This window comes from Delftia sp. PX-1 (genome assembly GCF_055797465.1).
In genome coordinates, this window is record NZ_CP184763.1 from 2,129,393 (window position 1) to 2,155,993 (window position 26,601).

At 67.5% G+C, this 26,601-nt stretch carries 22 protein-coding genes and 1 tRNA gene; 11 read left to right on the top strand and 12 right to left on the bottom strand.

Annotated features, from left to right (window positions below):
* Positions 1-50 precede the first annotated feature (50 nt).
* The 3 genes from ACN20X_RS09875 (at position 51) to ACN20X_RS09885 (ending at position 3,143) form a co-directional block, all read left to right on the top strand.
* The gene (locus ACN20X_RS09875) at positions 51-1,175 is read left to right on the top strand and encodes a porin (protein ID WP_473210551.1); all 1,125 of its coding nucleotides are present in this window, start codon (positions 51-53) and stop codon (positions 1,173-1,175) included.
* A 77-nt stretch (positions 1,176-1,252) separates the two neighbouring features.
* Entirely contained in the window at positions 1,253-2,089 is an 837-nt protein-coding gene (locus ACN20X_RS09880) for a fumarylacetoacetate hydrolase family protein (protein WP_016449792.1), read from the top strand.
* Between the two features lie 76 nt (positions 2,090-2,165).
* Positions 2,166-3,143 carry a VOC family protein gene (locus tag ACN20X_RS09885; RefSeq protein ID WP_277849550.1) on the top strand — a complete coding sequence of 326 codons (978 nt, stop codon included), beginning with the start codon at positions 2,166-2,168 and terminating at the stop codon, positions 3,141-3,143.
* A gap of 128 nt (positions 3,144-3,271) precedes the next feature.
* Here ACN20X_RS09885 and ACN20X_RS09890 read toward each other — a convergent pair.
* From ACN20X_RS09890 to ACN20X_RS09925, 8 genes are all read right to left on the bottom strand, one after another.
* Positions 3,272-3,359, bottom strand: a tRNA-Ser gene (locus ACN20X_RS09890).
* Between the two features lie 114 nt (positions 3,360-3,473).
* Positions 3,474-5,771, bottom strand: a complete 2,298-nt coding sequence (locus tag ACN20X_RS09895) for an NADP-dependent malic enzyme (protein ID WP_012204029.1) — start codon at positions 5,769-5,771, stop codon at positions 3,474-3,476.
* A gap of 185 nt (positions 5,772-5,956) precedes the next feature.
* Positions 5,957-7,444, bottom strand: a complete 1,488-nt coding sequence (locus ACN20X_RS09900) for a nucleobase:cation symporter-2 family protein (RefSeq protein WP_034366640.1) — start codon at positions 7,442-7,444, stop codon at positions 5,957-5,959.
* Positions 7,445-7,848: 404 nt separating this feature from the next.
* Positions 7,849-9,141, bottom strand: coding sequence for a M20 family metallopeptidase (locus ACN20X_RS09905; RefSeq protein ID WP_133073331.1), 1,293 nt, complete (start codon positions 9,139-9,141; stop codon positions 7,849-7,851).
* On the bottom strand, positions 9,138-10,913 hold the full coding sequence (gene uraD, locus ACN20X_RS09910) for a 2-oxo-4-hydroxy-4-carboxy-5-ureidoimidazoline decarboxylase (RefSeq protein WP_133073330.1): 1,776 nt from the start codon (positions 10,911-10,913) through the stop codon (positions 9,138-9,140). Before uraD ends, ACN20X_RS09905 begins: the two co-directional genes overlap by 4 nt.
* 6 nt (positions 10,914-10,919) lie before the next feature.
* Entirely contained in the window at positions 10,920-11,876 is a 957-nt protein-coding gene (gene puuE, locus ACN20X_RS09915) for an allantoinase PuuE (protein ID WP_016452629.1), read from the bottom strand.
* The gene (locus tag ACN20X_RS09920) at positions 11,873-12,550 is read right to left on the bottom strand and encodes a GntR family transcriptional regulator (protein ID WP_012204034.1); all 678 of its coding nucleotides are present in this window, start codon (positions 12,548-12,550) and stop codon (positions 11,873-11,875) included. Before ACN20X_RS09920 ends, puuE begins: the two co-directional genes overlap by 4 nt.
* A gap of 86 nt (positions 12,551-12,636) precedes the next feature.
* Positions 12,637-13,560, bottom strand: a complete 924-nt coding sequence (locus ACN20X_RS09925; RefSeq protein ID WP_016449787.1) for a LysR family transcriptional regulator — start codon at positions 13,558-13,560, stop codon at positions 12,637-12,639.
* A gap of 124 nt (positions 13,561-13,684) precedes the next feature.
* Here ACN20X_RS09925 and ACN20X_RS09930 point away from each other — a divergent pair, with 124 nt between their 5' ends.
* The 3 genes from ACN20X_RS09930 to ACN20X_RS09940 all read left to right on the top strand — a co-directional run bounded on the left by ACN20X_RS09930 (position 13,685) and on the right by ACN20X_RS09940 (position 17,248).
* Positions 13,685-14,791: a tartrate dehydrogenase gene (locus ACN20X_RS09930; RefSeq protein ID WP_061288956.1), complete on the top strand. Its 1,107-nt coding sequence runs from the start codon at positions 13,685-13,687 to the stop codon at positions 14,789-14,791.
* A gap of 52 nt (positions 14,792-14,843) precedes the next feature.
* Positions 14,844-15,821: a tripartite tricarboxylate transporter substrate binding protein gene (locus ACN20X_RS09935; RefSeq protein ID WP_473210552.1), complete on the top strand. Its 978-nt coding sequence runs from the start codon at positions 14,844-14,846 to the stop codon at positions 15,819-15,821.
* 104 nt (positions 15,822-15,925) lie between these two features.
* Positions 15,926-17,248 carry a glycerate kinase type-2 family protein gene (locus ACN20X_RS09940; protein WP_046985281.1) on the top strand — a complete coding sequence of 441 codons (1,323 nt, stop codon included), beginning with the start codon at positions 15,926-15,928 and terminating at the stop codon, positions 17,246-17,248.
* 83 nt (positions 17,249-17,331) lie between these two features.
* Here ACN20X_RS09940 and ACN20X_RS09945 read toward each other — a convergent pair whose 3' ends face one another.
* Entirely contained in the window at positions 17,332-18,249 is a 918-nt protein-coding gene (locus tag ACN20X_RS09945; RefSeq protein ID WP_016449783.1) for a LysR family transcriptional regulator, read from the bottom strand.
* A 120-nt stretch (positions 18,250-18,369) separates the two neighbouring features.
* Between ACN20X_RS09945 and gcl the strand changes: the two genes are divergently transcribed.
* The 3 genes from gcl to glxR all read left to right on the top strand — a co-directional run bounded on the left by gcl (position 18,370) and on the right by glxR (position 22,167).
* Positions 18,370-20,160 carry a glyoxylate carboligase gene (gene gcl / locus ACN20X_RS09950; protein WP_016449782.1) on the top strand — a complete coding sequence of 597 codons (1,791 nt, stop codon included), beginning with the start codon at positions 18,370-18,372 and terminating at the stop codon, positions 20,158-20,160.
* 240 nt (positions 20,161-20,400) lie between these two features.
* A complete protein-coding gene (gene hyi / locus ACN20X_RS09955) occupies positions 20,401-21,201 on the top strand; it encodes a hydroxypyruvate isomerase (protein ID WP_047217819.1) in 801 nt (266 codons plus the stop codon).
* A 51-nt stretch (positions 21,202-21,252) separates the two neighbouring features.
* The gene (gene glxR, locus ACN20X_RS09960) at positions 21,253-22,167 is read left to right on the top strand and encodes a 2-hydroxy-3-oxopropionate reductase (RefSeq protein ID WP_016449780.1); all 915 of its coding nucleotides are present in this window, start codon (positions 21,253-21,255) and stop codon (positions 22,165-22,167) included.
* Between the two features lie 96 nt (positions 22,168-22,263).
* Here the strand turns inward: glxR and ggt are convergent, their stop codons facing one another.
* On the bottom strand, positions 22,264-24,084 hold the full coding sequence (ggt, locus tag ACN20X_RS09965) for a gamma-glutamyltransferase (protein WP_016449779.1): 1,821 nt from the start codon (positions 24,082-24,084) through the stop codon (positions 22,264-22,266).
* Positions 24,085-24,421: 337 nt separating this feature from the next.
* On the opposite strand from ggt, the gene uraH reads away from it, so the two are divergent.
* On the top strand, positions 24,422-24,772 hold the full coding sequence (gene uraH, locus ACN20X_RS09970; protein ID WP_012204044.1) for a hydroxyisourate hydrolase: 351 nt from the start codon (positions 24,422-24,424) through the stop codon (positions 24,770-24,772).
* A gap of 110 nt (positions 24,773-24,882) precedes the next feature.
* Here the strand turns inward: uraH and ACN20X_RS09975 are convergent, their stop codons facing one another.
* Positions 24,883-25,272 carry a DoxX family protein gene (locus ACN20X_RS09975; protein ID WP_016449777.1) on the bottom strand — a complete coding sequence of 130 codons (390 nt, stop codon included), beginning with the start codon at positions 25,270-25,272 and terminating at the stop codon, positions 24,883-24,885.
* Between the two features lie 318 nt (positions 25,273-25,590).
* Here ACN20X_RS09975 and ACN20X_RS09980 point away from each other — a divergent pair, with 318 nt between their 5' ends.
* Positions 25,591-26,175 (top strand): BPSL1445 family SYLF domain-containing lipoprotein, encoded by a 585-nt coding sequence (locus ACN20X_RS09980; protein ID WP_016449776.1) that lies wholly within the window; start codon positions 25,591-25,593, stop codon positions 26,173-26,175.
* A gap of 65 nt (positions 26,176-26,240) precedes the next feature.
* Here ACN20X_RS09980 and ACN20X_RS09985 read toward each other — a convergent pair whose 3' ends face one another.
* Positions 26,241-26,570 carry an Arc family DNA-binding protein gene (locus tag ACN20X_RS09985; RefSeq protein ID WP_016449775.1) on the bottom strand — a complete coding sequence of 110 codons (330 nt, stop codon included), beginning with the start codon at positions 26,568-26,570 and terminating at the stop codon, positions 26,241-26,243.
* Positions 26,571-26,601: the final 31 nt, after the last annotated feature.

A 26,601-nucleotide genomic window follows, 5' to 3' on the forward strand; every position in this document is an offset into this window, starting at 1 on the left:
GTCTGCGCTTTCGCCGTCCTTGCCGACATCCATCACTTTCAGGAGACAACATGCCACATCCCTCCTTTCCTGTTCGCGCCGCGCTATCCGCGCTATGCCTGGCCGGTGCCGCTGCCGTGCCCTCGGCACCCGCCCTGGCCCAGGGCGTCAAGCTCTATGGCCTGCTCGATGCATCCGTCGAGCACCTGACCGATGTGGGCCAGGGAGGCGCTTCGCTGAACCGCATGCCGGGCCTCACCGGCAGCGTGCCGTCGCGCATCGGCCTGCGCGGCTCGGAGGACCTGGGCGGCGGCCTGCGTGCCCTGTTCACGATGGAGCAGGGCCTGGCGCTCGACGCGGGCGTGCTGAACCAGGGCGGGCGCGCCTGGGGGCGCCAGGCCTTCGTCGGCCTGTCCGGCGACTGGGGCAGCCTCACACTGGGGCGCCAGTACACCATGCTGTACTGGTCCCAGCTCGATGCGGACATCCTCGGCCCGAATGCCTACGGCGCGGCATCGCTGGACAGCTACCTGCCCAATGCGCGCGCGGACAACGCGCTTGCGTGGCGCGCCGGCCTTGGCGGCTTCACCGTCGGCGCAACCTACAGCCTGGGGCGTGATGCCGTCAATGCTGGCCCCGGTCCCGCGGGAACCAACTGCCCCGGCGAGCAGCCGGGCGACTCCAGCGCCTGCCGGCAATGGTCGGCAATGCTCAAGTACGAGGCCAAGGCCTGGGGCATCGCGCTGGCCGTCGATGAAATCCGTGGAGGCCCCGGCGCCTTCGCAGGCCTGACCAGCAGCGCGCGCAAGGACCGTCGCTCCACCGCCGCGGGATGGGTGCGCTGGGGAGCATGGAAGCTCGGCGCCGGGGTCATTGCCCGCCACAACGACGGCCGTTCCGACGCGCCACGCAGCGATCTCTGGTACCTGGGCGCCAGTGTCGCCGCCACACCGGCCCTGACCCTCGACGCGCAGGCCTTGGATCTGCGTTTCAGGCGAAGCGACGACGGGGCGCGGCTCTTTGCCCTGCGGGCCCGGTATTCGCTGTCCAAGCGCACCACGCTGTATGCGACCGCAGGGCATCTGTCCAACGAGGGAGCACTTGCGCTGTCGGTCAGCAATGCGGCGCCAGGCGCCGCGCCCGCCCCCGGGCGTTCGCAGAACGGCTTCGCTGCCGGCGTGCGGCATAGCTTCTGAGGCTCCACCCGCATGCAGGGTCCGCGTCTCGATCCATTTCCTTCCCACTTTCCACTTCCCGTCCCAGGAGACAGACCATGAAACTGATACGCCACGGCGCCAGCGGCTGCGAGAAGCCCGGCGCCATCGATTCCCAGGGCCAGGCGCGCGACCTGTCGGACCTGGTGCCCGATTTCACGCCCGAGTGGATGGCGCCCGGCAGGCTGGCCGCGCTGGCCGCCGTCGATCTGCAGCGGTTGCCGCTGGTGGCGCAAGGCAGCCGCCTGGGGCCCCCTGTCGCCGGCACGCGCCAGTTCGTTGCCATCGGGCTCAACTACCGGCGGCATGCCGAGGAGTCGGGTCTCGACATTCCGAAGGAGCCCGTGGTCTTTCACAAGGCGCTTTCATCGCTGGCCGGGCCGGACGACGAGGTGCGCCTGCCCGAAGCGTCGGTTGCCACCGACTGGGAGATCGAACTGGGCTTTGTGATCGGCACGCGCGCAAGCCGCATCCCCGTGGAAGGTGCGCTCGCGCATGTGGCCGGCTACCTGCTGGCCAACGACATCTCCGAGCGTGACTGGCAGATCAAGCGCAACGGCCAGTGGGGCAAGGGCAAGAGCTTCGATGGCTTCGGCCCGGTCGGGCCGTGGCTGGTCACGGCCGACGAGCTGCCCGACCCTCAGGCCATCGAACTGACGCTGTCCGTCAATGGCGAGGTCATGCAGCGCAGCAGCACGGCAGACATGATTTTTCCGGTGGCCTGTCTCGTGTCCTATCTGAGCCAGTTCATGACGCTGCTGCCCGGCGACCTTGTCATCACCGGCACGCCCGCAGGTGTCGGCCTGGGCATGAAGCCGCCCCGCTTCCTGAAGTCCGGCGATGTCATGACGCTGGACGGCGGGGTTCTTGGGCGGCAGCTCCAGCGGGTGCGGTGATGGCCTCGCCCGCCCACCGGCCGCGTGGCGCTGCCCGCCGGTCTTCGCGCAGTGAACATGCAAAGGAGGGGATACCATGAGCGGCCTTCCCACGCCATCTGGAACGACACCTGGAACGCCGTCCGGCGCGGCCGGGCAGCCGGCCGTGCATTCGATCGATGAGTTCGTCTTCAGCGTGCCCGATCTCGAAGCGGCGCGGCATTTCTACGCCAGTTTCGGGCTCGAGGTGCGCGACATCGACGGCGCGCTGGCGCTGCACACCTACGGGCATCCCCACCGCTGGGCGCGGGTGCTGGAGGCCGCAACGCACAAGAGGCTGCAGTGGCTGAGCCTGGGCATCCATGCAGCCGATCTCGATGCCTTCTCGCGCCGGATCGACGGCGCGGGGATCGCACGCATTCCTGCGCCGGCCGGTGCCCGGACCGACGGTATCTGGATCGCCAGCCCCGACGGGGTGCCCATCCAGCTGCGTGCAGCCCCCAAGAGCTCTCCGTCGGCGCCCGCACCGCACGAGCTGCCGCCGGCCTGCCGCAATTCCGGCCGCGCGCCGGCTCGCAGCCTCATGCCGCAGATCCGGCCGCTGCACCTGTCGCATGTGCTTTTGTTCTGCGCCGACGTGGATGCCGCGCTGGCGTTCTACACCGATGTGCTGGGACTCAGGCTCTCGGACCGCTCGGGCTCGGTCATCGCCTTCCTGCACAGCCCGCACGGCAGCGACCATCACCTGCTGGCACTGGCCGCATCGCATGGACCCGGCCTGCACCACAGCAGCTGGTGCGTGCCTTCTGTCGACGCCGTGGGCAGCGGCGCCCGGCAGATGGCCGAGGCGGGCTATGCGCAGGGCTGGGGCGTGGGCAGGCATGTGCTGGGCTCCAACTTCTTTCGCTATGTGCGCGATCCCTGGGGCAGCTTCGCCGAGTACTCCTGCGACATCGACTTTGTCGAGGCGGGCGCGGTGTGGCCTGCGGCCGACCATCCTCCCGAGGACTCGCTCTACGTCTGGGGGCCGGACGTGCCCGCCGACTTCGTCACCAACCACGAGCCGCCACGCTGAGGTGCCCGCCAATGCCCCAGACGCAGGAGCGCCCCGCTGCCTTGCGGCATCGGGGCGCTTTTTTATGTGGGCACTTCTGTGGGTATTGCTCTTTTGTGCCTTGTAACCTATTGATTTATATGGCTATCTGGCGGAGGCTGTGAGATTCGAACTCACGGACGGTTGCCCGTCGGCAGTTTTCAAGACTGCTGGTTTAAACCACTCACCCAAACCTCCGAAGCTCCGTATTCTAGCCGGGCTTGCGTGGGTCCCGAGGGATGCGTGCCGATGCACGACCCGCAATCAAAAAGGCGCCCCTTCGCAGGGGCGCCTTTCGGGGGGCGCAACGGATCAGCCGCGGGCAGCGATGGCCTGGGCTGCGGCCAGGGCCGTCATGTTGACCACGCGGCGCACGGTGGCGGAGGGGGTCAGCACATGGGCTGCGGCAGCACCGCCCAGCAGGATGGGGCCGATGGTCGTGCCGTGGCCGCCCGTGGTCTTGAGCACGTTGAACAGGATGTTCGCGGCGTCCAGGTTGGGGCAGATCAGCACGTTGGCCTCGCCGTGCAGCGAGGACTCGAGCAGGGCGCGGTCGCGGATGGCTTCGGACAGGGCGGAGTCGCCGTGCATTTCGCCATCGCATTCCACGTCGGGGTTGGCGGCGGCGAACAGGTCGCGCGCGGCGCGCATCTTCAGCGCCGAGGGGCGGCTGGACGAGCCGTAGTTGCTGTGCGACAGGAAGGCCACCTTGGGCGGCAGGCCGAAGCGGGCCACTTCCTCGGCCGCCAGGCGGGCAATGTCGGCCAGCTCGGTGGCGTTGGGCGCCTCGTTGATGTAGGTGTCGGCGATGAACAGCGTGCCGCTGTCCAGCATCACGGCGTTGACGGTGGCGAATTCGCCAGCGCCTTGCTTGAGGCCGAGCACGTCGCGCACATGGGCCAGGTGGCTGTCGAACTTGCCGACCAGGCCGCAGAGCATGGCGTCGGCATCGCCCAGGTGGACCATGAGCGCTGCGATCAGCGTGTTGGAGCGGCGCACGGCGGCCTTGGCGGTCTCGGGCGTGACGCCGTTGCGGCCCATCAGGCGGTGGTAGGTTTCCCAGTACTGGCGGAAGCGCGGATCGTCCTCGGGGTTGCAGATCTCCACGTCCTTGCCCAGCACCAGGCGCAGGCCGGCCTTGGCGATGCGGGCCTCGATCACGGCGGGGCGGCCGATCAGGATGGGCTTGGCCAGGCCGTCATCGACGGCGACCTGGGCGGCGCGCAGCACGCGCTCGTCTTCGCCTTCGGCATAGGCCACGCGCTGCTGGTTGGCCTTGGCAGCGGCGAACACCGGACGCATGAACATGCTGGTCTGGTAGACGAAGCGGGTCAGGCTCTCGCGGTAGGCGTCGTAGTCGGCGATGGGGCGGGTGGCAACGCCGGACTCTTCGGCGGCCTTGGCCACGGCCGGCGCGATGCGCAGGATCAGGCGGGTGTCGAAGGGCGTGGGGATCAGGTAGTCGGGGCCGAACTTCAGCTCCTTGCCCTGGTAGGCGGCGGCGACTTCATCGCTGACGTCCTGCTTGGCCAGTGCGGCGATTTCGCGCACGCAGGCCAGCTTCATGGCTTCGGTGATCTTGGTGGCGCCGCAGTCCAGCGCGCCACGGAAGATGTAGGGGAAGCACAGGACGTTGTTGACCTGGTTGGGGTAGTCAGAACGGCCCGTGGCCATGATGCAGTCCGGGCGCACGGCCTTGGCCAGCTCAGGGCGGATCTCGGGTTCGGGGTTGGCCAGGGCCAGGATGATGGGCTTGTCGGCCATGGTCTTGACCATGTCGGCAGTGAGCACGCCGGGAGCCGAGCAGCCCAGGAAGACGTCGGCATCCTTGACGGCATCGGCCAGGGTGCGGGCGTCCGTCTTTTGCGCGTACTGGGCCTTGGAGGCGTCCAGGCCACCGGGGCGGCCTTCGTAGATCACGCCCTTGGAGTCGCACATGAAGACGTTTTCGCGCTTGACGCCCAGGCCCACCATCACGTTCACGCAGGCGATGGCAGCAGCGCCGGCACCGGAGACGGCGATCTTGACGTTGCCGATCTGCTTGTCCACCAGCTCCAGCCCGTTGAGCAGGGCGGCGCTGGAGATGATGGCCGTGCCGTGCTGGTCGTCATGGAACACGGGGATGTTCATGCGCTTGGACAGCTCCTGCTCGATGTAGAAGCACTCGGGCGCCTTGATGTCCTCGAGGTTGATGCCGCCCAGCGTGGGTTCGAGCGAGGCGATGATCTCGATCAGCTTGTCCGGATCGCGCTCGGCCAGTTCGATGTCGAACACGTCGACGCCGGCGAACTTCTTGAACAGGCAGCCCTTGCCTTCCATCACCGGCTTGCCGGCCAGCGGGCCGATGTCACCCAGGCCCAGCACGGCCGTGCCGTTGGTGATGACGCCGACCAGGTTGCCGCGCGCCGTGTATTCGGCGGCCAGCGAGGGGTCGGCCTGGATGTCCAGGCAGGGGTAGGCCACGCCGGGCGAATAGGCCAGCGACAGGTCGCGCTGGTTGGACAAGGGCTTGGTGGGCGTGACGGAGATCTTGCCCTTGTTGGGGCTGCGATGGTATTCGCGGGCTGCGTCGCGCAGGGCTTGTTCGGCGTTGGACAGGTTTTGGGTCATACAGGAATTCTCTGCAAATGCTCTCGGAGCTTACCGGATAGCTACAGCCTATGAGGGTCAGGACAGTTTTGCCTCAGGGATTTCGACAACAAGCCCCCTGGCGCCTATGGACGGCAGGGGGCGCACAGCCCGGCGGGTAGGCCGGGCGATTGTTGGGCGTGCCCGCCAGGGCGGGCACTGTTTCATCAGTGGGCGTCTGCCTGGCGTGCGGCCTGGACGGCAGCAGAGGTGTCGCTGCTGGCTCCGTTGAAGAAAATGTTCAATGCCACCGCGGTAATCGAGGCCAGCAGGATACCGGATTCGATCAACGGATGAATGGCGTGGGGCATCCATTGGCGGAAATTCGGCGCCACCAGCGGAATCATGCCCACGCCGATGGACACGGCAACGATCATGGCGTTGTTGCGATTGGTCTGGAAATCCACGTTGCTCAGGATGCGGATGCCGGTGGAGGCCACCATGCCGAACATCACCAGGCCCGCGCCGCCCAGCACCACGGTGGGCAGGGACTCGACCAGGGCGCCCATCTTGGGCAGCACGCCCAGCACGATCAGGATCACGCCGCCGGCCACGCAGACCCAGCGGCTCTTGACGCCGGTGACGGCGACCAGGCCCACGTTCTGCGAGAAGCTGGTGTAGGGGAAGGTGTTGAAGATGCCGCCGATCAGCGTGCCCAGGCCGTCGGTGCGCAGGCCGCGCGTCAGCTCGTCCTGGCTGATCTTGCGATCGGTCATGTCGCCCAGGGCCAGGAACATGCCGGTGGACTCGATCATCACCACCACCATCACCAGGCTCATGGTCAGGATGAGGATGGGGTCGAACACCGGCGTGGCGATCTCGAAGGGCAGCACCATCGTGAACCATTCGGCCTTGGCGACCTTGCTGAAGTCCATCAGGCCCATTGCCACGGACAGCACGCCGCCGATCAGGATGCCCATGAGCACCGAGACGTTGGCCAGGAAGCCCTTGGCAAAGCGCGCGATCAGCAGGATGGACAGCAGCACGATGGCCGAGATGCCCACGCCGGTCAGGTCGCCGTACTTGGGGTTGGGAATGGTGGGCACGACCGCGAAGCCCTTGGGCACGGGCGGCAGCGAGGAGCCCGGCGCGCCGGCCGTGGCCTGGGCGTCGGCCAGCCATTTCAGGTGCTCGGGGTTGGGCACGCTGGGCGCGGTGGGGCCGACGGGGTTGCCGAAGATCCAGTTCACGCCCACGCGCATCAGGCTGATGCCGATGACGGCAATGATGGTGCCGGTCACCACGGGCGGGAAAAAACGCAGCATGCGGCTGATCAGCGGGGCGATGAGGATGGACACGATCCCCGCCCCGATCACCGAGCCGAAGATCAGCCCCGCGCCCGCCGAGCCGCCCGTGGTCTGCGCCATGGACACCATGGGCGCCACGCTGGCGAAGGTCACGCCCATCATCACGGGCAGCTTGATGCCGAACCACTGGGTCGCGCCCATGGCCTGGATCAGCGTGATCAGGCCGCAGCAAAACAGGTCGGCCGAGATCAGGTGGGCCACCTGCTCGGGCGGCAGGTTGAGTGCGCGGCCGACGATCAGGGGCACGGCCACGGCGCCCGCATACATCACGAGAACGTGCTGCAGGCCCAGCGCCGTGAGCTTGCCTGCGGGCAGCATCTCATCGACGGGATGAACGGAAGATTGCATGGGGATTTGTCTCCTCGGGATTTATGGGAACGGACGCCGGCGTGACAGGGTTTGGCACCAACATCCATACAAAAAGTGTATACAGATCATGGGAAATTTCTGCTCCCGGTAAACCCTGTTGCGGCAGTCGCGCCAACCCGTTTTGGTGCGCATCGCCTGCCAGGGCGGGAGTGCCATGGTGCATTGCAAGATGGATGCCAGCCGCCAGGCAAGCGCCAGGCAAGCAACAGGCACCGTGCTGGTGCCTGGCGGCCGCTGTGGCGCGGCTCGGGCGTGGGTCGGGCGCGGCTCGGGTGCACGGCATGGGCTGCGGAGGTGCACGCGCCCCGATGCGGTGCCCGGACGCAAAAAAGCCCGGCGGCGCCGGGCTTGGGGGTCAGGCCTTGATGCGGGCCGTCAGGCGGTCAGGCCGTCAGGTCGCACAGCATGCGCGCGATGACCTTGGTGGCGCGGCGCAGGTCCTCCAGCACCAGGCGCTCGTCGGCGCGCTTGGCATGGGACTCCAGCACGGTGCGCGGGCCGGCGCCGTAGATCACGCCGGGAATGCCACGCTCCACGTACAGGCGCACGTCGGTGTACAGCGGCGTGCCCACGGCCGGGGGCTTTTCGCCGAAGACGGCTTCGCCATGGGCCTGGATGGCGTCCACCAGGGGCTTGTTGCCGGCCAGCGGCGTCATGGCATTGGCCAGCAGCAGGCGCTTGATGTCCACGCGCACGGCATCCTCGCCCGTGTAGCCGCCCTTGGCGTTGAAGTCGGCAATGGCCTGGGCAATGACGGCGCGGATGCTGGCCTCGACCTCGGCGGGGTTCTCCTCGGGGATCATGCGGCGGTCGATCTTGAGCACGACCTTGCCGGGCACCACGTTGGTGTTGGTGCCGCCTTCGATGCGGCCGATGTTCAGGTAGGGGTGCTTGATGCCCGGCACCTTGGAGGTCACCTGCTGGTACTTGGTGTTCTCGGCGTACAGCGCGTTCATCAGCGCCACGGCGGCCTGCAGCGCGTCCACGCCCGTGTGGGGCACGGCGGCGTGCGCCATCTTGCCCTGCACGGTCACTTCCATCTGCAGGCAGCCGTTGTGGGCGGTGACGACTTCGTAGCTGAAGCCGGCCGCGACCATCAGGTCGGGTTGGGTGAGGTTGTTGGCCAGCAGCCAGCCGGGGCCCAGGATGCCGCCGAATTCCTCGTCATAGGTGAAGTGCAGTTCCACCGCGCCCTTGGAGGGCTTGGCCACGGCTTCGAGCGCACGCACGGCGTAGGTGAAGGTGGCGAAGTCGCTCTTGCTCACGGCGGCGGCGCGGCCGTAGAGCTTGCCGTCCTCGATGGCGGCGCCATAGGGGTCCTGGGTCCAGCCCTCGCCGGGCGGCACCACGTCGCCGTGGGCGTTCAGCGCAATGGTCAGGCCGCCGCCGGCGTCACCTGCGCTGCCGTAGGGGCGGCGCACGATCAGGTTGGTGATGGATTCCATGCCGTAGGCCTTGACCTCGGCCTCGGGCACGGTGTGCTTCTCGGCCTCGTAGCCGAAGGTCTTGAGCAGCTCGGCCGTGCGCTCGGCGTGGGGGGCGTTGTTGCCGGGCGGGGTGTCGGTCGGAACCTGGACCAGGGCCTGCAGGAATTGCACCTCTTCATCGAAATGCTGGTCGATCCAGGCGTCCAGGGCGGCGTAGGTGGCTTGCTTGTCTTGGTTCATGTTGGTCATTGCTGCTCTTGGGCCAGTTGGTTCAGTACGTGGGAGAAGGCATCGACGGACAGTTGCATGTCGTCGGCGGTGGAGCTTTCCAGCGGGTTGTGGCTGATGCCGGCGTTCAGGCCGCGTACGAACAGCATGGCCTGGGGCATGATTTCATGCAGCTTCATGGCGTCGTGGCCGGCGCCGCTGGGCATGCGGTACAGGGGCACGCCCAGGGCGTCCACGGCGGCTTCCCAGCGCTGCTGCCATTCGGGGGCGCTGGGAGCGGCGGCGGCCTTCATGGCCAGCTCGGTGCTGTAGCGCAGGCCACGGCGCTGGGCGATGGCCTCGATCTCGGCCAGGATGTCGGCCACCATGGCGTCGCGCTGTTCGTTGGTGGGCGCGCGCAGGTCCAGGCTGAACTGGCAGCGGCCAGGGACCACGTTGACCGAGCCGCTGGGCACATTGAGCTGGCCCATGGTGGCCACCGAGGTGCCGTCGCGCGCGGCGCGCTTTTCGATGTACAGCGCCAGCTCGGCCACGCCGCAGGCGGCATCGCGGCGGCGGTCCATGGGCGTGGTGCCGGCGTGGCTGGCCATGCCGATCATCTCGCAGATGTAGCGCGCGCTGCCATTGATGGAGGTGACGATGCCCAGCGGGATGTCCAGCTCGTTGAGCACCGGGCCCTGTTCGATGTGCACTTCGATGAAGCCCAGGTAGCGGGCCGGATCGCGCTGCAGCTTCGGAATGTCGTCAATGCACAGGCCGGCGTGCTGCATGGCCTCGCGCAGGGTGATGCCGTCGGCATCCTTTTGCTCCAGCCATTCCTGCCTGAAGTCGCCGATCAGTGCGCCCGAGCCCAGGAAGGTGGCCTTGTAGCGCTGGCCTTCCTCTTCCGCAAAACCCACGACCTCGATGTGGAACGGCAGGCGCCTGCCCTGGCGGTGCAGCTCGCGCACGCAGGCCATGGGCACGAAGATGCCCAGGCGGCCGTCGTACTTGCCGCCGTTGCGCACGGTGTCGTAGTGGCTGCCGGTCAGCAGGGTCCTGGCATCGTCGTTGGCAGCCTTGTAGCGGCCCACGACGTTGCCCACGGCGTCGATCTCGACCTCGTCGAAGCCGCAGTCGCGCATCCAGTGGCTGATGCGCTGGGCGCAGGCGCGGTGGGCATCGGTCAGGTAGGTGACGGTGAGCTGGCCCTTTTCGGCATAGCCGGGGTCGCTGTGCTGGGCCAGCTTTTCCTGCCAGTCCCAGACATCGTTGCCCAGCTCGGGCGTGTAGCCGAACTTGTCGTTCAGGCGGATCTCGGCAATGCGGTGGATGTTGCGCAGCGCCTCGCCCAGCTCGAAGTCGGGGTGGTTGTGCAGGCGGCGCTCGAAGGTCTCGATGATCTCGGCCTTGGCCAGGCCCGCGCCGCGCGGACCGCGCACGGCCAGGATGAAGGGAAAGCCGAAGCGCTTGCCGTACTCGGCGTTGAGCTTGCGGATGTGCTCCAGCTCCTCGGGCGTGCAGCGGGTCAGGCCGGCCTTGTTCTGCTCGTTGGTGGATTCGGCCGTGAGCGTGTTGGTCTCCATGGCCTTGCCGGCCAGCTCCGGGTGGGCGCGGATCAGGTCGAGCTTGGCCTGCACCGGCGCCTTGTCCAGCACCTGGGCCATGGCGTACTTGATCTGTGCCAGCGAGCGGAAGGGGCGCTGGGCCAGCGCGGCCTCGGCAATCCAGGGCGAGTGTTCGTACAGGCCGTCGAGCAGACCTGTGGCGGTGGCCAGGTCGGCGGCATTGAGTTGTTCCAGCGTCAGAGCCATGCTGCGTTATTCCTTGTCGGGATGGTGGTGCGCCCAGTGGCGCGCGAGGTCGATGCGGCGGCAGACCCAGACCTTGTCGTGCCGCTGAATGTGGTCCAGAAAGCGCTGCAGTGCCGTGATGCGGCCGGGGCGGCCCAGCAGGCGGCAGTGCATGCCAATGCTCATCATCTTGGGGGAGTCATCGCCGGCCGGATCGCCCTCGGCGTAGAGGGCGTCGAACGTGTCCTTCAGGTATTGGAAGAACGGGTCGGCGTGCGAGTAGCCCTGGGGCAGGGCGAAGCGCATGTCGTTGCAGTCCAGCGTGTAGGGCACGATGAGCTGGCTGCGGGTGCTGCCGTCGCTCTTGCCGACCTTCATCCAGAAGGGCAGGTCGTCGCCGTAGTAGTCGCTGTCATAGGCGAAGCGGCCGTCGTCGGCCACCAGGCGGTGGGTGTTGGGGCTGTCGCGGCCCGTGTACCAGCCCAGGCCGTGGTCGCCATCGTGGCCATACAGCTCGCCGAAGATCTCCATGCACTGGCGCATGTGCTCGCGCTCGACCTCGGCGGGAATGTTCTGGTAGTGGATCCACTTGAGGCCGTGGCAGGCCACTTCATGGCCCAGCTCGTGGAAGGCGGCGGCCAGTTCGCGGTGCTTTTGCAGGGCCGTGGCCACACCGAACACGGTCAGCGGCAGGCCGCGCTTCTCGAACTCGCGCAGGATGCGCCAGACACCGGCGCGCGAGCCGTACTCGTAGATGCCTTCCATGCTCATGTGGCGTTCGGGGTAGGCGGCCGGATTGAACATTTCGGACAGGAACTGCTCGCTGGCGGCATCGCCATGCAGCACGCAGTTCTCGCCGCCCTCTTCGTAGTTGAGGACGAACTGCACGGCCACGCGGGCCTGGCCGGGCCAGCGGGCGTGGGGGGGCGTGCGACCGTAGCCGATCAGGTCGCGGGGATAGGGGGCAGTGGCGTCGTAGGTCATGCGGATACGGAGGAAAGGGCCATCGAAAGATCGCTGGTCGGCATGTCGCGGTCGAAGGTCAGGCCGGCTTCCACGTGGTCCAGGTGCTGCTGCATGAGCTGCACGGCATGGTCGGCGTCGCCGCCGGCCAGGGCCGTGACGATTTCGGCATGCTCGTCATGGGAATGCTCGGCGGCCGTGCTGGACTGGTACATCAGCGTGATCAGCGCGCAGCGCGAGATCAGCTCGCCCAGCAGCTGGGCCAGCACCTCGTTGCCCATGAGTTCGGCCATGCGCACGTGGAAGTCGCCCAGCAGCTCGGTGCGCTGGCCGACGTCGTTGCCGTCCATGGCCTTTTTCTCGGCCGCCACGTGCTGCCGCAGCGCGCGGATCTTGGCCGGCGTGCTCTGGGCGATGAAGGCGCGCACCATCTCGGCCTCGAGCATGCGGCGCACGGCGAAGACCTGGCGCGCCTCGTCCACCGAGGGCGTGGCCACGAAGGCCCCGCGCGCGGGTTCGAGCCGGATCAGGCGGTTTTGCGACAGCTGGAACAGCGCCTGGCGCACCAGGGTGCGCGAGACGCCGAAATGGTCTGCCAATTTCTGCTCGGCCAGCTTGGTGCCGGGCAGAAGACGGTGTTCGACGATGGCCCGGGTCAGGCTCTCGACAATGAAACTGGTGGTGGAAGTCTCCATCCGGCCATCATAGCGGCTGGCCACAAGAGTTGTATACAGTTTCTGTCTACTGCTTATTGGCGTTTCCCCGCATACGGCATGCCTTTTCAGAAACCGGGCGCGGCCGTATCGAAGTGCCGTGCCAGGTGCTCCACAAAGCGCTGCACGCGCTGGGTTGCCGCATGCCGCTGCGGATAGACCACATGGATGTCGGCCGGTGCCGTGGCATGGTCGGCCAGCACCTGCACCAGGCGGCCGCTGCGCAGGTAGCGGGCGATATCCCATTCGGCCCGCATGACGATGCCAAGGCCGGCCAGGGCCCAGCCCACGGCGATCTCGCCATCGTTGGTGCTCAGGCTGTCGCGCAGGCGGATGGCTTCGGTCTTGCGGCCGGGGCCGTTGTGGGTGAAGCGCCAGACGCCGTGGGCGTCGTCGCCCTGGCGGATGTCGATGCAGTCATGCTGCATCAACTCGCGCGGGGTGGCCGGCGTGCCGCGCCGCGCCAGGTAGGCGGCAGACGCGCACAGCAGCCGCCGGTTGGGCGCCAGGCGCCGCGCGATGACGCGCGCGTCCGGCGGCTCGCCAAAGCGTATGCACAGGTCGAAGCTGTCATCGACCAGGGGCGGCGGCGAGGCCGACAGCTGCAGCTGCACCTGGATCTGCGGGTGCCTGCGCACGAAGCTGGCGATCAGCGGCGCGATATGGCTGCGCCCGAATCCCAGCGTGGCATTGATGCGCAGCAGGCCCTGCGGCTGCCCGGGCATGCCGGCCACGGCCTGCTCCATGGCGGCAATGTCGTCCAGGATGCGCCGCGCATGGGCCAGGTAGGTCTGGCCCTCATCGGTCAGGCCCAGGCGCCGCGTCGTGCGGCTGACCAGCTGCACGCCCAGCCGCGCCTCCATCTGGGACAGGCGCTTGCTGGCCGCCGGCGTGGTGATGCCCAGCTCGCGGGCCGTGGCCGACAGGCTGGCGCTGCGGGCCAGCAGGCAGAAGAAGGCCATCTCCGATGGCGCCGAGACGGGTGTGCTCATTGTTGAATCAAAGTGAACGATGCCATCACTCTAGAGGCGCGCGCGGCGTTGTTCCATCGATAGATTCACGGACAAGGCCATGGAACCGCATGGCGCTTCATCCACCGTAATCCAAGGAGCCCTCATGACAAAGACATACCGCATCGCCTGCATTCCCGGCGATGGCATCGGCAAGGAAGTGGTGCCCGCAGGGCAGGAGGTGCTGCAGGCGCTGGCCGAAACCCAGCCCGGCCTGGGCTTTGCCTTCACCAGTTTCGGCTGGGGCGGCGACTGGTACCGCGCGCACGGCGAGATGATGCCGGCCGACGGGCTGGACGCGCTGCGCGGCCAGGACGCCATCCTGTTCGGCTCGGCCGGCGACCCGCACATTCCCGACCATGTCACGCTGTGGGGCCTGCGCCTGAAGATCTGCCAGGGGTTCGATCAGTACGCCAATGTGCGGCCCACGCGCATCCTGCCCGGCATCGATGCGCCGCTCAAGCGCTGCGCACGCGAGGACCTGGACTGGGTCATCGTGCGCGAGAATTCCGAAGGCGAATACGCGGGCGTGGGCGGCCGCGCCCACCAGGGCCATCCCATCGAGGTGGCCACCGACGTGAGCATGATGACCCGCGCGGGCGTGGAGCGCATCATGCGCTTCGCCTTCCGCCTGGCGCAGTCGCGGCCGCGCAAGCTGCTGACGGTGATCACCAAGTCCAACGCCCAGCGCCATGCCATGGTGATGTGGGACGAGATCGCGGTGCAGGTGGCCGCCGAGTTTCCCGACGTGCGCTGGGACAAGGAACTGGTGGACGCAGCCACGGCGCGCATGGTCAACCGCCCGGCCTCGCTGGACACCCTGGTTGCCACCAACCTGCATGCCGACATCCTCAGCGACCTGGCGGCCGCGCTGGCCGGCAGCCTGGGCATTGCGCCCACGGGCAACATCGATCCGGAGCGCCGCTACCCCAGCATGTTCGAGCCCATCCACGGATCGGCCTTCGACATCATGGGCCAGGGCCTGGCCAATCCCGTGGGAACCTTCTGGAGCTGCGTGATGCTGTTGGAGCACCTGGGCGAGCACCGTGCCGCGCAGCGGCTGATGCAGGCCGTGGAGCAGGTGACCGCCGATGCCGCGCTGCACACGCGCGACCTGGGCGGCAAGGCCACCACGCGGCAGGTCACCGACGCGGTCTGCGCACGGCTGCGCGCGCAGACCGCCGAGACCCAGGCCGAGCCCGTGCCTGCCTGAGCGCGCGCTGCATGGTTCGATAACCCACAAAAGAACAGACAGGAGACAAGCCATGAACCGCATCACCAGGGTTGCCGCCGCGTGCGCGCTGGCCGCCGCCATTCCTGCCACCATCCCAGCTGCCTGGGCCCAGGCCTGGCCGGCGCGCCCCGTCAACCTCATCGTGCCGTTTCCCGCAGGCGGCACCACCGATGTGCTGGCGCGTGCGCTGGGCCAGGAGCTGTCCAAGAGTCTGGGCCAGCCCGTGGTCGTGGAAAACCGCCCCGGCGCGGGCGCCACCCTGGGCGCCGACCATGTGGCCAAGGCGAAACCTGACGGCTACACCCTGCTCATGGGCGCCGTGCACCACACCATTGCCACCAGCGTCTACCGCAGGCTGGGCTATGACTTCCAGAAGGACCTGGCGCCCATCACCGTGGTGGCCGTGGTCCCCAATGTGCTGGTGGTCCATCCGCAGGTGCCCGCCAAAACCGTGCAGGAGCTGCTGGCCCAGGCCCGGGCCCAGCCCGGCAAGCTGGCCTATGGCTCCAACGGCGCGGGCACGGGCCAGCACCTGATCGGCGCGCAGTTCGAGTCCATGGGCGGCGTGCAGCTGCTGCACGTGCCCTACAAGGGCAGCGGGCCGTTGACCACGGATCTGCTGGGCGGGCAGATCGCCATGTCCTTCGATACCGTCACGCCTGTGCTGCCCCACATCAAGGCCGGCAAGCTGCGCGCGCTGGCCGTGACCACGGCCCGGCGCTCGGTGGCCCTGCCCGATGTGCCCACGCTGGACGAGGCCGGCCTCAAGGGCTTCGACATGGGCACCTGGTTCGGCGTGCTGGCACCGGCCGCCACGCCCAGGGAGGTACTGGCGCGGCTGGGCGCAGACATGAACCGCATCATCGAGTCCCCGCAGTTCCGCCGGAAGATGGAGGAGATAGGCGCCGAGCCCATCGGCGGATCACCCGAGCAGATGGCGCGCCAGATCCGCGACGACACCGACCGCTTCACCAGGCTGGTCAAGGACGCCAAGGTGGCCCTGGATTGAGTTGAGTTGGCGCGAGGAACGAGGCCGGGCGAATCAGTTGTGACTTGACCGCATGCCACCGCCGGTGCAGGAAATTCCATAATGCCCGGCGGAGACAACACACCATGACCAGCACCACGGACCTGCACCTCACCGATCCCCAAGCCTTTCTGCTCGACCTCTACCGCGCTGCGGTCAAGGATGCGCAGCCCCTGTACAGCATGGCCCAATGCCTGCCAAAGCCTCCCAAGGGCCGCACCCTGGTGCTGGGCGCGGGCAAGGCCGGCGGCTCCATGGCCCAGGCGCTGGAGGCGCTGTGGCCAGCGGACGCGCCGCTGTCCGGCCTTGTGGTCACACGCTACGGCCACATCCCGCCGCGCCCCGAAGGGCTGGCGCAGCGCATCGAGGTGGTCGAGGCCGCCCACCCCGTGCCCGATGCGGCAGGCCTGGCCGCCGCCGAACGCATCCTCGCGCTGACCGAAGGGCTGACCGAGGACGACCTCGTGCTGTGCCTGATCTCGGGCGGCGGCTCGGCCCTGCTGACCCTGCCGGCCGAAGGCATCGACCTGGAGGAGAAGCAGCGCATCAACCGCGCCCTGCTGGAAAGCGGCGCCGCCATCGGCGAGATGAACTGCGTGCGCAAGCACCTGTCGCGCATCAAGGGCGGGCGCCTGGGCGCGGCCTGCGCGCCCGCGCGCGTGGTCACGCTGACCATCAGCGACGTGCCGGGCGACGACCCCTCCATCATCGCCAGCGGCCCCACCGTGCCCGATGCCAGCAGCTGCGCCGACGCGCTGGCCATCCTCGCGCGCTACCGCATCGACGTGCCTGAATCCGTGCGCCGCGCGCTGGAGGCGGGCGAGCTGGAAACCCCCAAGCCCGGCGACGCGCGCTTCGACGGCCACGAGGTCCACATGATCGCCACGCCCCAGCACTCGCTGGAGGCGGCCGCACGCGTGGCCGAGGCCGCAGGCCTGCGCGCCCATGTGCTGTCCGACGAGATCGAGGGCGAATCGCGCGAAGTCGCCAAGGTCCACGCCGCCCTGGCGCGCGCCGTGTCCCGCCACGGCCAGCCGTTTGCAAAGCCCTGCGTGATCCTGTCCGGCGGCGAAACCACGGTCACGATCCGGCAGCGCCCGGCCGGCACGCCCAAGGGACGCGGCGGCCGCGCGGGCGAGTTCTGCATGGGCCTGGCCCAGGCCCTGCAGGGGCAGGACAAGGTCTGGGCGCTGGCGGCCGATACCGATGGCATCGATGGCGTGGAAGACAACGCGGGAGCGCGCGTGTCACCGGATACCCTGGCGCGGGCCCAGGCCCAGGGCATGCGGATTGCCGAGTACCTGGACCGCAATGATGCGTATGGGTTCTTTGATGCGCTGGGGGATCTGGTGGTGACCGGGCCCACGCATACCAACGTGAATGACTTCCGGGCGATTCTGGTTCTCTAGGTTTTTGTCCCTGCCGGGTGGTTGTTTTTCGAGGCCGGGACGTGCGCCCGGCCACTTGTTTCAGGCCCGCTTGCTTCAGGCGCTCACGCCCCGCGCGGCAGCGTCTCCCACCATTCGGCATCGAACCGCCCCTGCAGGAAGGCGATGAAGGACTGCACCTTCTGCGGCACCAGGCGCGGCGAGGGGTAGACGGCGTGGATTTCCTGCTCGGGCAGGCGGCAGGTCTTGAGCACTTCGACCACGCGGCCGGCCTGCAGCGAGTCGTGGGCCACGTAGCGGGGCAGGGCGGCGATGCCCATGTGCGAGCGTGAGGCCGCCAGCAGGGCCGAGAGGTTGTTGGAGCGCAGGCGGCCGGTGACGGGCACGGACACGGGCTCGCCGCTGGCGTTGCGCAGGCGCCAGAGGTCATTGCCCTGCACGCTGCTGTAGATCAGCGTGGCGTGTTCCTTGAGGTCGGAGGGGCGGCGCGGCGTGCCGCGCTTGCGCAGGTAGGCGGGCGAGGCCACCAGCACCCAGGGGTTCACGCCCAGGGTGCGTGCGCCCAGGCTGGAGTCGGCCAGCTTGCCCAGGCGCAGGGCCACGTCGATGCCGTTGGCCACCAGGTCGGTGTAGCGGTCCTCGAAGCTCAGGTCGATCTGCACCTGGGGGTTGTGCGTCATGAACTCCAGCGCCAGCGGGATCAGCACGCGCCGGCCGAAGGCCACCGAGCTGCCGATGCGCAGCTGGCCCTGCACCTGGGTCTGTCGCACCTGCACCACCTTGTCCGCCTCGGCCACGTCGTTGACGATGGTCTTGCATTTCTCGTAGTACAGCGCGCCCGCTTCGGTCAGGCTCACGCCACGCGTGTTGCGGTTGAGCAGGCGCACCTTCAGGCGCGTCTCCATGGCCGCGACCTGCTTGGTCACCGTGGGCTGGGTGGTGGCGAACTCGTGCGCGACCTTGGTGAAGCTGCCGGTCTCCACCACGCGCACGAACATGTGCATGGCATCGAGTCTGTCCATCGTGCTGTCTCCTTTTTCATTGATAGTTATTCCTGCACGGAATAAATTTTATGGTCTGTGCAGGCGTTCCGCCAACAGGCCCGTCTGCCTAGAGTTGTCTCCAGTTTGAAGGAGACCTCCATGGCGAAAATGAAAGCAATCGAAGCCGCAGTCCGCGTGCTGGAAAAAGAAGGCGTCACCGTCGCATTCGGCGTTCCCGGTGCCGCCATCAACCCGCTGTACGCAGCGCTCAAGGACCATGGCGGCATAGGCCATATCCTGGCGCGCCACGTCGAAGGCGCAAGCCACATGGCCGAGGGCTACACCCGCGCCGTGGCCGGCAACATCGGCGTGTGCATCGGCACCAGCGGCCCGGCCGGCACGGACATGATCACGGGCCTGTACTCGGCCAGCGCGGATTCGATTCCGATTCTGTGCATCACGGGCCAGGCGCCGCGCTCGCGTCTGCACAAGGAAGATTTCCAGGCCGTGGACATTGCCTCCATCGCCAAGACCGTGACCAAGTGGGCCACCACGGTGCTGGAGCCGGCCCAGGTGCCGCGCGCCTTCCAGCAGGCCTTCCACCTGATGCGCTCGGGCCGCCCCGGCCCCGTGCTGATCGACCTGCCCATCGACGTGCAGCTGGCCGAGATCGAGTTCGACATCGATACCTACGAGCCCCTGCCTGTCTACAAGCCGGCCGCCACGCGCAAGCAGGTGGAAAAGGCCATCGCCATGCTCAACGAGTCCGAGCGTCCGCTGCTGGTGTCGGGCGGCGGCGTGATCAACGCCGATGCGTCTGAGCTGCTGGTGGAGTTTGCCGAGCTGCTGGACGTGCCCGTGATTCCCACGCTGATGGGCTGGGGCACCATCCCTGACGACCACCGCCTGATGGCCGGCATGTGCGGCCTGCAGACCAGCCACCGCTACGGCAATGCCACCATGCTGGCCTCCGACTTCGTGCTGGGCATCGGCAACCGCTGGGCCAACCGCCACACGGGCTCGGTCGAGGTCTACACCAAGGGCCGCAAGTTCGTGCACGTGGACATCGAGCCCACGCAGATCGGCCGCGTGTTCGCGCCCGACTACGGCATCGTCTCGGATGCCGGCGCGGCGCTGCAGCTTTTCGTGGAGGTGGCGCGCGAGTGGAAGGCGGCTGGCCGCCTGAAGGACCGCAGCGGCTGGGTGGCCGAATGCCAGGCCCGCAAGAACAATGTGGAGTACCTGCGCAAGACCAATTTCGACAACGTGCCCATGAAGCCGCAGCGTGTCTACCAGTGCATGAACCGCAGCCTGGACAAGGACACCTGCTACGTCTCCACCATCGGCCTGTCGCAGATTGCCGGCGCGCAGTTCCTGCATGTCTACAAGCCGCGCAACTGGATCAACTGCGGCCAGGCCGGCCCGCTGGGCTGGACCGTGCCGGCCGCCCTGGGTGTGCGCGTGGCCGACCCGGCCCGCAAGATCGTGGCGCTGTCGGGCGACTATGACTTCCAGTTCATGATCGAGGAGCTGGCCGTGGGCGCGCAGTTCAAGCTGCCCTACATCCATGTGCTGGTCAACAACAGCTACCTGGGCCTGATCCGCCAGGCGCAGCGCGCCTTCTCCATCGACTACTGCGTGCAGCTGGCCTTCGACAACATCAATGTCGACGACAAGGAAGAGTCCAAGGGCTACGGCGTGGACCACGTCAAGGTGGTCGAGGGCCTGGGCTGCAAGGCCATCCGCGTGCACCGTCCCGAGGACTTCGCGCCCGCCATGCAGCAGGCCGAGGCCTGGATGGCCGAGCACCGCACGCCGGTCGTCGTCGAGGTCATCCTGGAGCGCGTGACCAACATCTCCATGGGTGCCGAGATCGACAACGTGATCGAGTTCGAGGACCTGGCCGCAGCGCCTGCCGACGTGCCCAGCGCCCTGGCCCTGCTGGATTGAAGCAAGGCACCCCCTGAGCGGCTGCGCCGCTTCCCCCTTTCTTCGGAGGGGGACGACGCCATCGCTGCGGGGCGGCCCTTGCCTGGCATCCCTGGCTGGCGCTGCGCCAATCCCTGCATTGCGGGCGGTGCAGGCACTCGGGGGTTCCGATTTCCATTGCCCCTTGGGCATTTTTACCGGCGGGCGCCTTGCGTGCCCTGCCGCTCCCAACCCACCAAACGACTACCGGAGACTTCTGACATGCCCCGTTTTGCTGCCAACCTCAGCATGCTGTTCACCGAGGTGCCCTTCCTCGACCGTTTCGAGCGCGCGGCGCGCGCCGGCTTCGAGGCCGTGGAATTCCTGTTTCCCTACGCCCACACGGTCCAGGAGATCAAGGAGCGCGTCGACGCCCACGGCCTGCAGATCGTGCTGCACAACCTGCCGGCCGGCGACTGGGATGCGGGCGAGCGCGGCATTGCCTGCCACCCCGACCGCGTGGACGAGTTCCGCGCCGGCGTGGCCAAGGCCGTGACCTATGGCCATGCGCTGGGCGTGCCCCAGCTCAACTGCCTGGCCGGCAAGGCGCCTGCCGGTGCCGATGCCGCGCTGCTGCGCCGCACCTTCGTGGACAACCTGCGCTTTGCCGCATCGGCGCTGAGCGCGGCCAATCTGCGCCTGCTGATCGAGCCCATCAACCCCTTCGACATTCCCGGCTTCTACCTGAACCGCACGGACGAGGCCCTGTCCATCCTCGACGAGGTGGGCGCGCCCAACGCCTTCGTGCAGTACGACATCTACCACGCCCAGCGCACCGAGGGCGAGCTGGCGGCAACGCTGCAAAAGCATCTGGCGCGCATCGGCCACGTGCAGCTGGCCGACAACCCGGGCCGCAACGAGCCGGGCACGGGCGAGATCAACTACCCCTTCCTGTTCGCGCACCTGGATCGCATCGGCTACCAGGGCTGGGTGGGCTGCGAGTACAAGCCTGCGCGCGATACCGAATCGGGCCTGGGCTGGCTGGACGCCCACACCAGCGTGCGCGCGGCAGTCGCCGCCTGAGCGCCGCCGGAGTTTTTCTCAGCTTTTCAAAAACGACAAGGAGTACACAGCATGAATGCATCCTCTCTCAAGCTTGGTTTCGTGGGCCTGGGCATCATGGGCGCGCCCATGGCAGGCCACCTTCTGGCGGCTGGCCACCAGCTCTTCGTGAACACCCTGGGCAAGATCCCGGCGCAGATCGCCGAGAGCAGCGCCACCCAGTGCACCACCGCGCGCGGCGTGGCCGAGCGGGCCGACATCATCTTCCTGATGCTGCCCGACACGCCCGATGTCGAGAAGGTGCTGTTCGGCGAGGACGGCGTGGCCGCCGGCCTCAAGGGCAGCAGCGGCAAGGTGGTGGTGGACATGAGCTCCATCTCGCCCGTGGCCACCAAGGACTTCGCTCGCCGCATCGAGGCCATCGGCGCCCAGTACCTGGATGCGCCGGTCTCCGGCGGCGAGGTGGGCGCCAAGAACGCCACCCTGTCCATCATGGTCGGCGGCCCCGAGGACGTGTTCGCGCGCGTCAAGCCGCTGTTCGAGCGCATGGGCAAGAACATCACCCTGGTGGGCGGCAATGGCGACGGCCAGACCGCCAAGGTGGCCAACCAGATCATCGTGGCGCTGAACATCGAGGCGGTGGCAGAGGCCCTGCTGTTCGCATCGCGCGCCGGCGCCGACCCGGCCCGCGTGCGCGAGGCGCTGCTGGGCGGCTTTGCCTCGTCCAAGATCCTGGAGGTGCATGCCGAGCGCATGATCAAGCGCACGTTCGATCCGGGCTTCCGCATCTCGCTGCACCAGAAGGACCTGAACCTGGCCCTGAGCAGCGCGCGCCAGCTCGGCGTGTCCCTGCCCAACACCGCCCAGGCCCAGGAGCTGTTCAACAGCTGCGTGGCCCACGGCGGCGCGAACTGGGACCACTCGGGCATGGTGCGTGCGCTGGAGATCCAGGCCAACTTCGAGGTCGGCCAGAAGGTCCCGGCCTGATGCCGCGCAACTGACAACGCGATTGGTGGGAGGGCGGCCTTGCGCCGCCCTATTGTGAAAAGCCGCGCTCGGCAACGGGCGCGGCTTTTTCTTGCTTCAATAGCCCAGTGTCTGCCCGTCGGGGTTGCGCGGGTCGGAGGCGCCGTAGAGCATGCCGTCGCGCAGCTGGATGGTCTGCGTGCGGCCCATGGATGCCTTCACGGCAACGTTGTGGCCGCGCGACTTGAGCAGAGCCACGGTGTCGGGGCTGATGCCCTTTTCCACGCGCAGCTCGTCGGGCGTCCACTGGTGGTGAAAGCGCGGCGTGGCGGCGGCCTCGGCCGGGTTCATGCCGAAGTCGATGGTATTGACCACGGTCTGCAGCACGGTGGTGATGATGCGCGCGCCGCCGGGGCTGCCGGTGACCAGCACGGGCTTGCCGTCCTTGAGCACCATGGTGGGCGTCATGGACGACAGCGGGCGTTTGCCTGCGGCCACCGCATTGGCATCGCCGCCGACCAGGCCGTAGGCGTTGGCCACGCCGGGCTTGGCAGAGAAGTCGTCCATCTCGTTGTTGAGCAGGATGCCCGTGCCCTTGGCCACGATGCCGCTGCCGAAGTTGGTGTTCAGCGTATAGGTCACGGCCACGGCGTTGCCCATCCTGTCCACCACGGAGTAGTGCGTGGTCTGGTCGCTCTCATAGGGCTGGGGCTTGCCGGGCTTGATGTCCTTGCCGGCGCGCGCCTGGTAGGGATCGATGCCGGCGGCCAGCGCCTCGGCGTAGCGCTTGGACGTCAGGCCCTTGAGCGGCACGGTCACGAAGTCCGGGTCGCCCAGGTATTCGGCCCGGTCGGCATAGGCCAGCTTCATGCCTTCGGCCATGTAGTGGATGCTCTGTGCGCTGTTGGCGCCCCACTGGTTCATGGGCCAGCGTTCCATCATGTTGAGGATCTGGATCAGGTGGGCGCCGCCGGAGGACGGAGGCGGCATGGTCACGATCTCGTAGCCGCGATAGGTGCCGCGCACGGGCTCGCGCTCGACCACCTTGTAGTTCTTGAGATCCTGCAGCGACAGGGCGCCCGCATGCGGCGCCATCTCGGCCGCGAGCTTGCGGGCAATGGCGCCTTCGTAGAACACCTTGGAGCCCTGCTGCCCGATCAGGCGCAGCGACTGCGCCAGGTCCTTTTGCACCAGGCGGTCGCCGCGCTTGAGGGGTTCGCCGTTGCGCCAGAAGATGGCCTGGGTGGCGGGCCACTGGCCCATGTTCTTCTTTTCCTGCTCCAGGATCTTGGCCAGGGTCTCGCTGACCGTAAAGCCCTTGTCGGCCAGCTTCACGGATGGCGCAATCACCGTGGACAGCGGCAGAGAGCCCCATTTCTTCAATGCATGCTCCATGCCGGCCACGGTGCCGGGCACGCCCACGGCGTAGTGGGTGTACAGCGACTTGCCGTCGATGACCTTGCCGTCCGCGCCCACGTACATGTCCCGCGTGGCCTTGGAGGGTGCGACCTCGCGGAAGTCCAGCGCAATGTTCTTGCCGCTCTTGGCGTCGTGCACGATCATGAAACCGCCGCCGCCGATGTTGCCGGCATTGGGCAGGGCCACCGCCAGCGCAAAGCCCATGGCCACGGCGGCATCCACCGCATTGCCGCCCGACTTCAGGATCTGCAGGCCGATGCGCGAGGCCAGCTCCTGCTCGCTGGACACCATGCCGTTCCTGGCCACGACGGGATGGAATACATCCATGTCGAAGTCATAGGCTGCACTGGCCGCCTGGGCTGCATTGCTTTGCGTGATGGGCGCTGCCGCCGGTGCAGGTGCTGCGGCCACCGGCGCTGGCGGCGCCGAGGCCGCGGGCGGCTGTGTGCTGCTGCAGGCGGCCAGGCTGGCAATGGCCAGCGCCAGGCTGGTTGCCAGCAAGGGGGAGCGAAATGGCATCGGTATCTCCTTGGCAGATGAAACAGTGGAACCGTTGAAATGAGCGAAAGTCCTTTGCCGCCCGGTATGCGATGGCCGCAGGGCCTGCAGCCGGGGCGGCGGCGGACCACAGTGTAGAAGCATGGCGTTGCAGGCCTGCCCACGGGCCGCTGCCGACGCCGAAAGTGCGGGTATCTGCCTAGGCTCGAGCTGCATGGCGCACTTCAAGGGCGTACAAAAACTGTATACACTTTGCGAATGCACGAGGGGGCCGCGAGTGCTGTCGCGCGCCGCGCTTCGTGCATCGACCAACCAATGACAACCGGGCGGGCCAGCTCCCGCTTCACAGGAGATTTCCATGGGCCTGAGCACCCACGTCCTCGACACCATGAACGGCTGCCCCGCAGCCGGCATGGCTGTCGCGCTGTATTCCACCGATGGCGACCAGGCCACGCTGATCAAGAGCCTGGTGCTCAACCACGACGGCCGCACCGATGCGCCGCTGTTCGACAACAACAGCCTCAGGACCGGCACCTACCGCCTGACCTTCGACGTGGCGGCCTACTTCAAGGCCCGTGGCGTGCAACTGCCCGAGCCCAACTTCCTCAACAAGGTGAGCCTGGACTTCGGCGTGGCCCATGCCGACCAGCATTACCATGTGCCCCTGCTGGTCAGCCCCTGGAGCTATTCGACGTACCGGGGCTCCTGAGCCCTGGACTGCAGGCGCAGGCTGTCGGGGGATGGCCTGGAGTGAAACCTGAAATGGCGAACGGCCCGCATTGCGGGCCGTTGCTTTTGCATCTCCAGCAAGCGTGCGGCCTACTTGCCCTTGGAATGCCCCATGGCCACGACCAGGGCCGAGATGAAGAAGAAGGCCTGCAGCTCCAGCGCCCAGCCTCCCGAGCTGTGCAGCTGCATCACCTGGCCCGTGTGCACCAGTGCGAAGGCCACGATCATGTTGACCGCAATCACCAGCGCCGCGGGCACCACCCACAGGCCCACCAGCAGCAGCAGCGGCGCCACCACCTCACCCAGATACACCGCATAGGCCAGCCAGCCCGGCGCGCCCGCGGACTCCACCATGCGCTCGATGCTGCCTATGCCGTAGCGGATCTTGGCCCAGCCATGAAAAAGCAGCAGGACCGCAAGCGTGACGCGCAACAGCACCATGGCTGCCTGGGGATGGTGAAAGTGGCTCCAGAACTTCATGAACTCCCTCGATGTGGATGGGCCCGGTGGGCCGGGTGTTGCTGTGGGTGCATTCTGGCATCAGCGGGCTTTCGGTGTCGGCTGTGGCGGCCCGGAACGGGATTTTCAGACATTTCCTGCGGGCCTGTAGTCCTATGGCGCAACTTGTGACATGTCTCATCACAAGTACCGCAAAGCGGCCTAGCATCGTCCCCAGCCTGTCTCCGAAGCGGTTTGCGAGCACTGGTAGGGGTGCCCGGGACCGGGAGGCAAGGTGATCAATCCAATGAACCGATGGGGTCTCCCCAAAACGTCCAATCAAGAAAGGCAGGTTTTCCCATGCGTCAGTTTTCTTTGCGTACCGTCGTGATGGCCACTGCACTGGCGGCCGGCAGCGTGGCCATGGTCGGCTGCACCACCACCAAGCCGGAAACCCAGTCCGCGCCGCGTGCTGATTCCACCACCGTCAATGCGCGCGCCAACGCTGCGCTGGAGCGGCTGTACCAGACGGCGCCGGGCTCCAAGGAAATGGTGGCCCGCTCCAAGGGCGTGCTGATCTTCCCCTCGGTGATCGGCGGCAGTTTCGTCATCGGTGTGGAGCATGGCCGCGGCGTGCTGCGCGTCGGCGGCCAGAACAAGGGCTTCTACAGCACCACGGGCGCCTCGGTGGGCTGGCAGGCAGGCGGCCAGTCCAAGGCTGTGATCTATGTGTTCAACACCCAGGAAGCGCTGGACAAGTTCCTGGCCAGCGACGGCTGGTCCGTGGGCGCCGATGCTACGGTGGCCGCAGGCAAGGTGGGCGCCAATGGCAGCGTGGACACCACGACCGCCCAGGGCCCCGTCACCAGCTACGTGCTGACCAACGCGGGCCTGGAAGCCGGCGTGTCGCTGCAGGGCTCGAAGATCACCAAGGTGGTCGAATGATCCCGGCCCTGAGGGGCCTTTGAACGAAACCGGCCTGCGGGCCGGTTTTCTTTTTTGCGGGCGGATCAGGCGCCGCCGGTTGCGCCGTCTTCACTGGCGGATTGCGGCGCAGCGGGCGCGAGCACGGCCTGCTCTATGCGTTCCAGGCGCTTTTCGATGCGCTCCACGGCTTCGGCGCTCATCTTGATGTCGTAGATGCTCACGGGCTCTTCGCATTCCAGCGAAGGGTCCGTCGAGGCCGACAGGCGGCCCAGCAGGGGGGCCTCGAACGTGGTCTGCAGCCGGGCCACGACTTCGGCGTTCATGGAACGGCCGGTGCGCTTGGCTGCCTCCTCGACGAGGTCCTTGAGTTCCTGCGGCAGGCGCAGCTTGTACTGAGGATCGGTCTGTTTCATCGCCGGCAATCATGGACCGGAAAGGTATTGA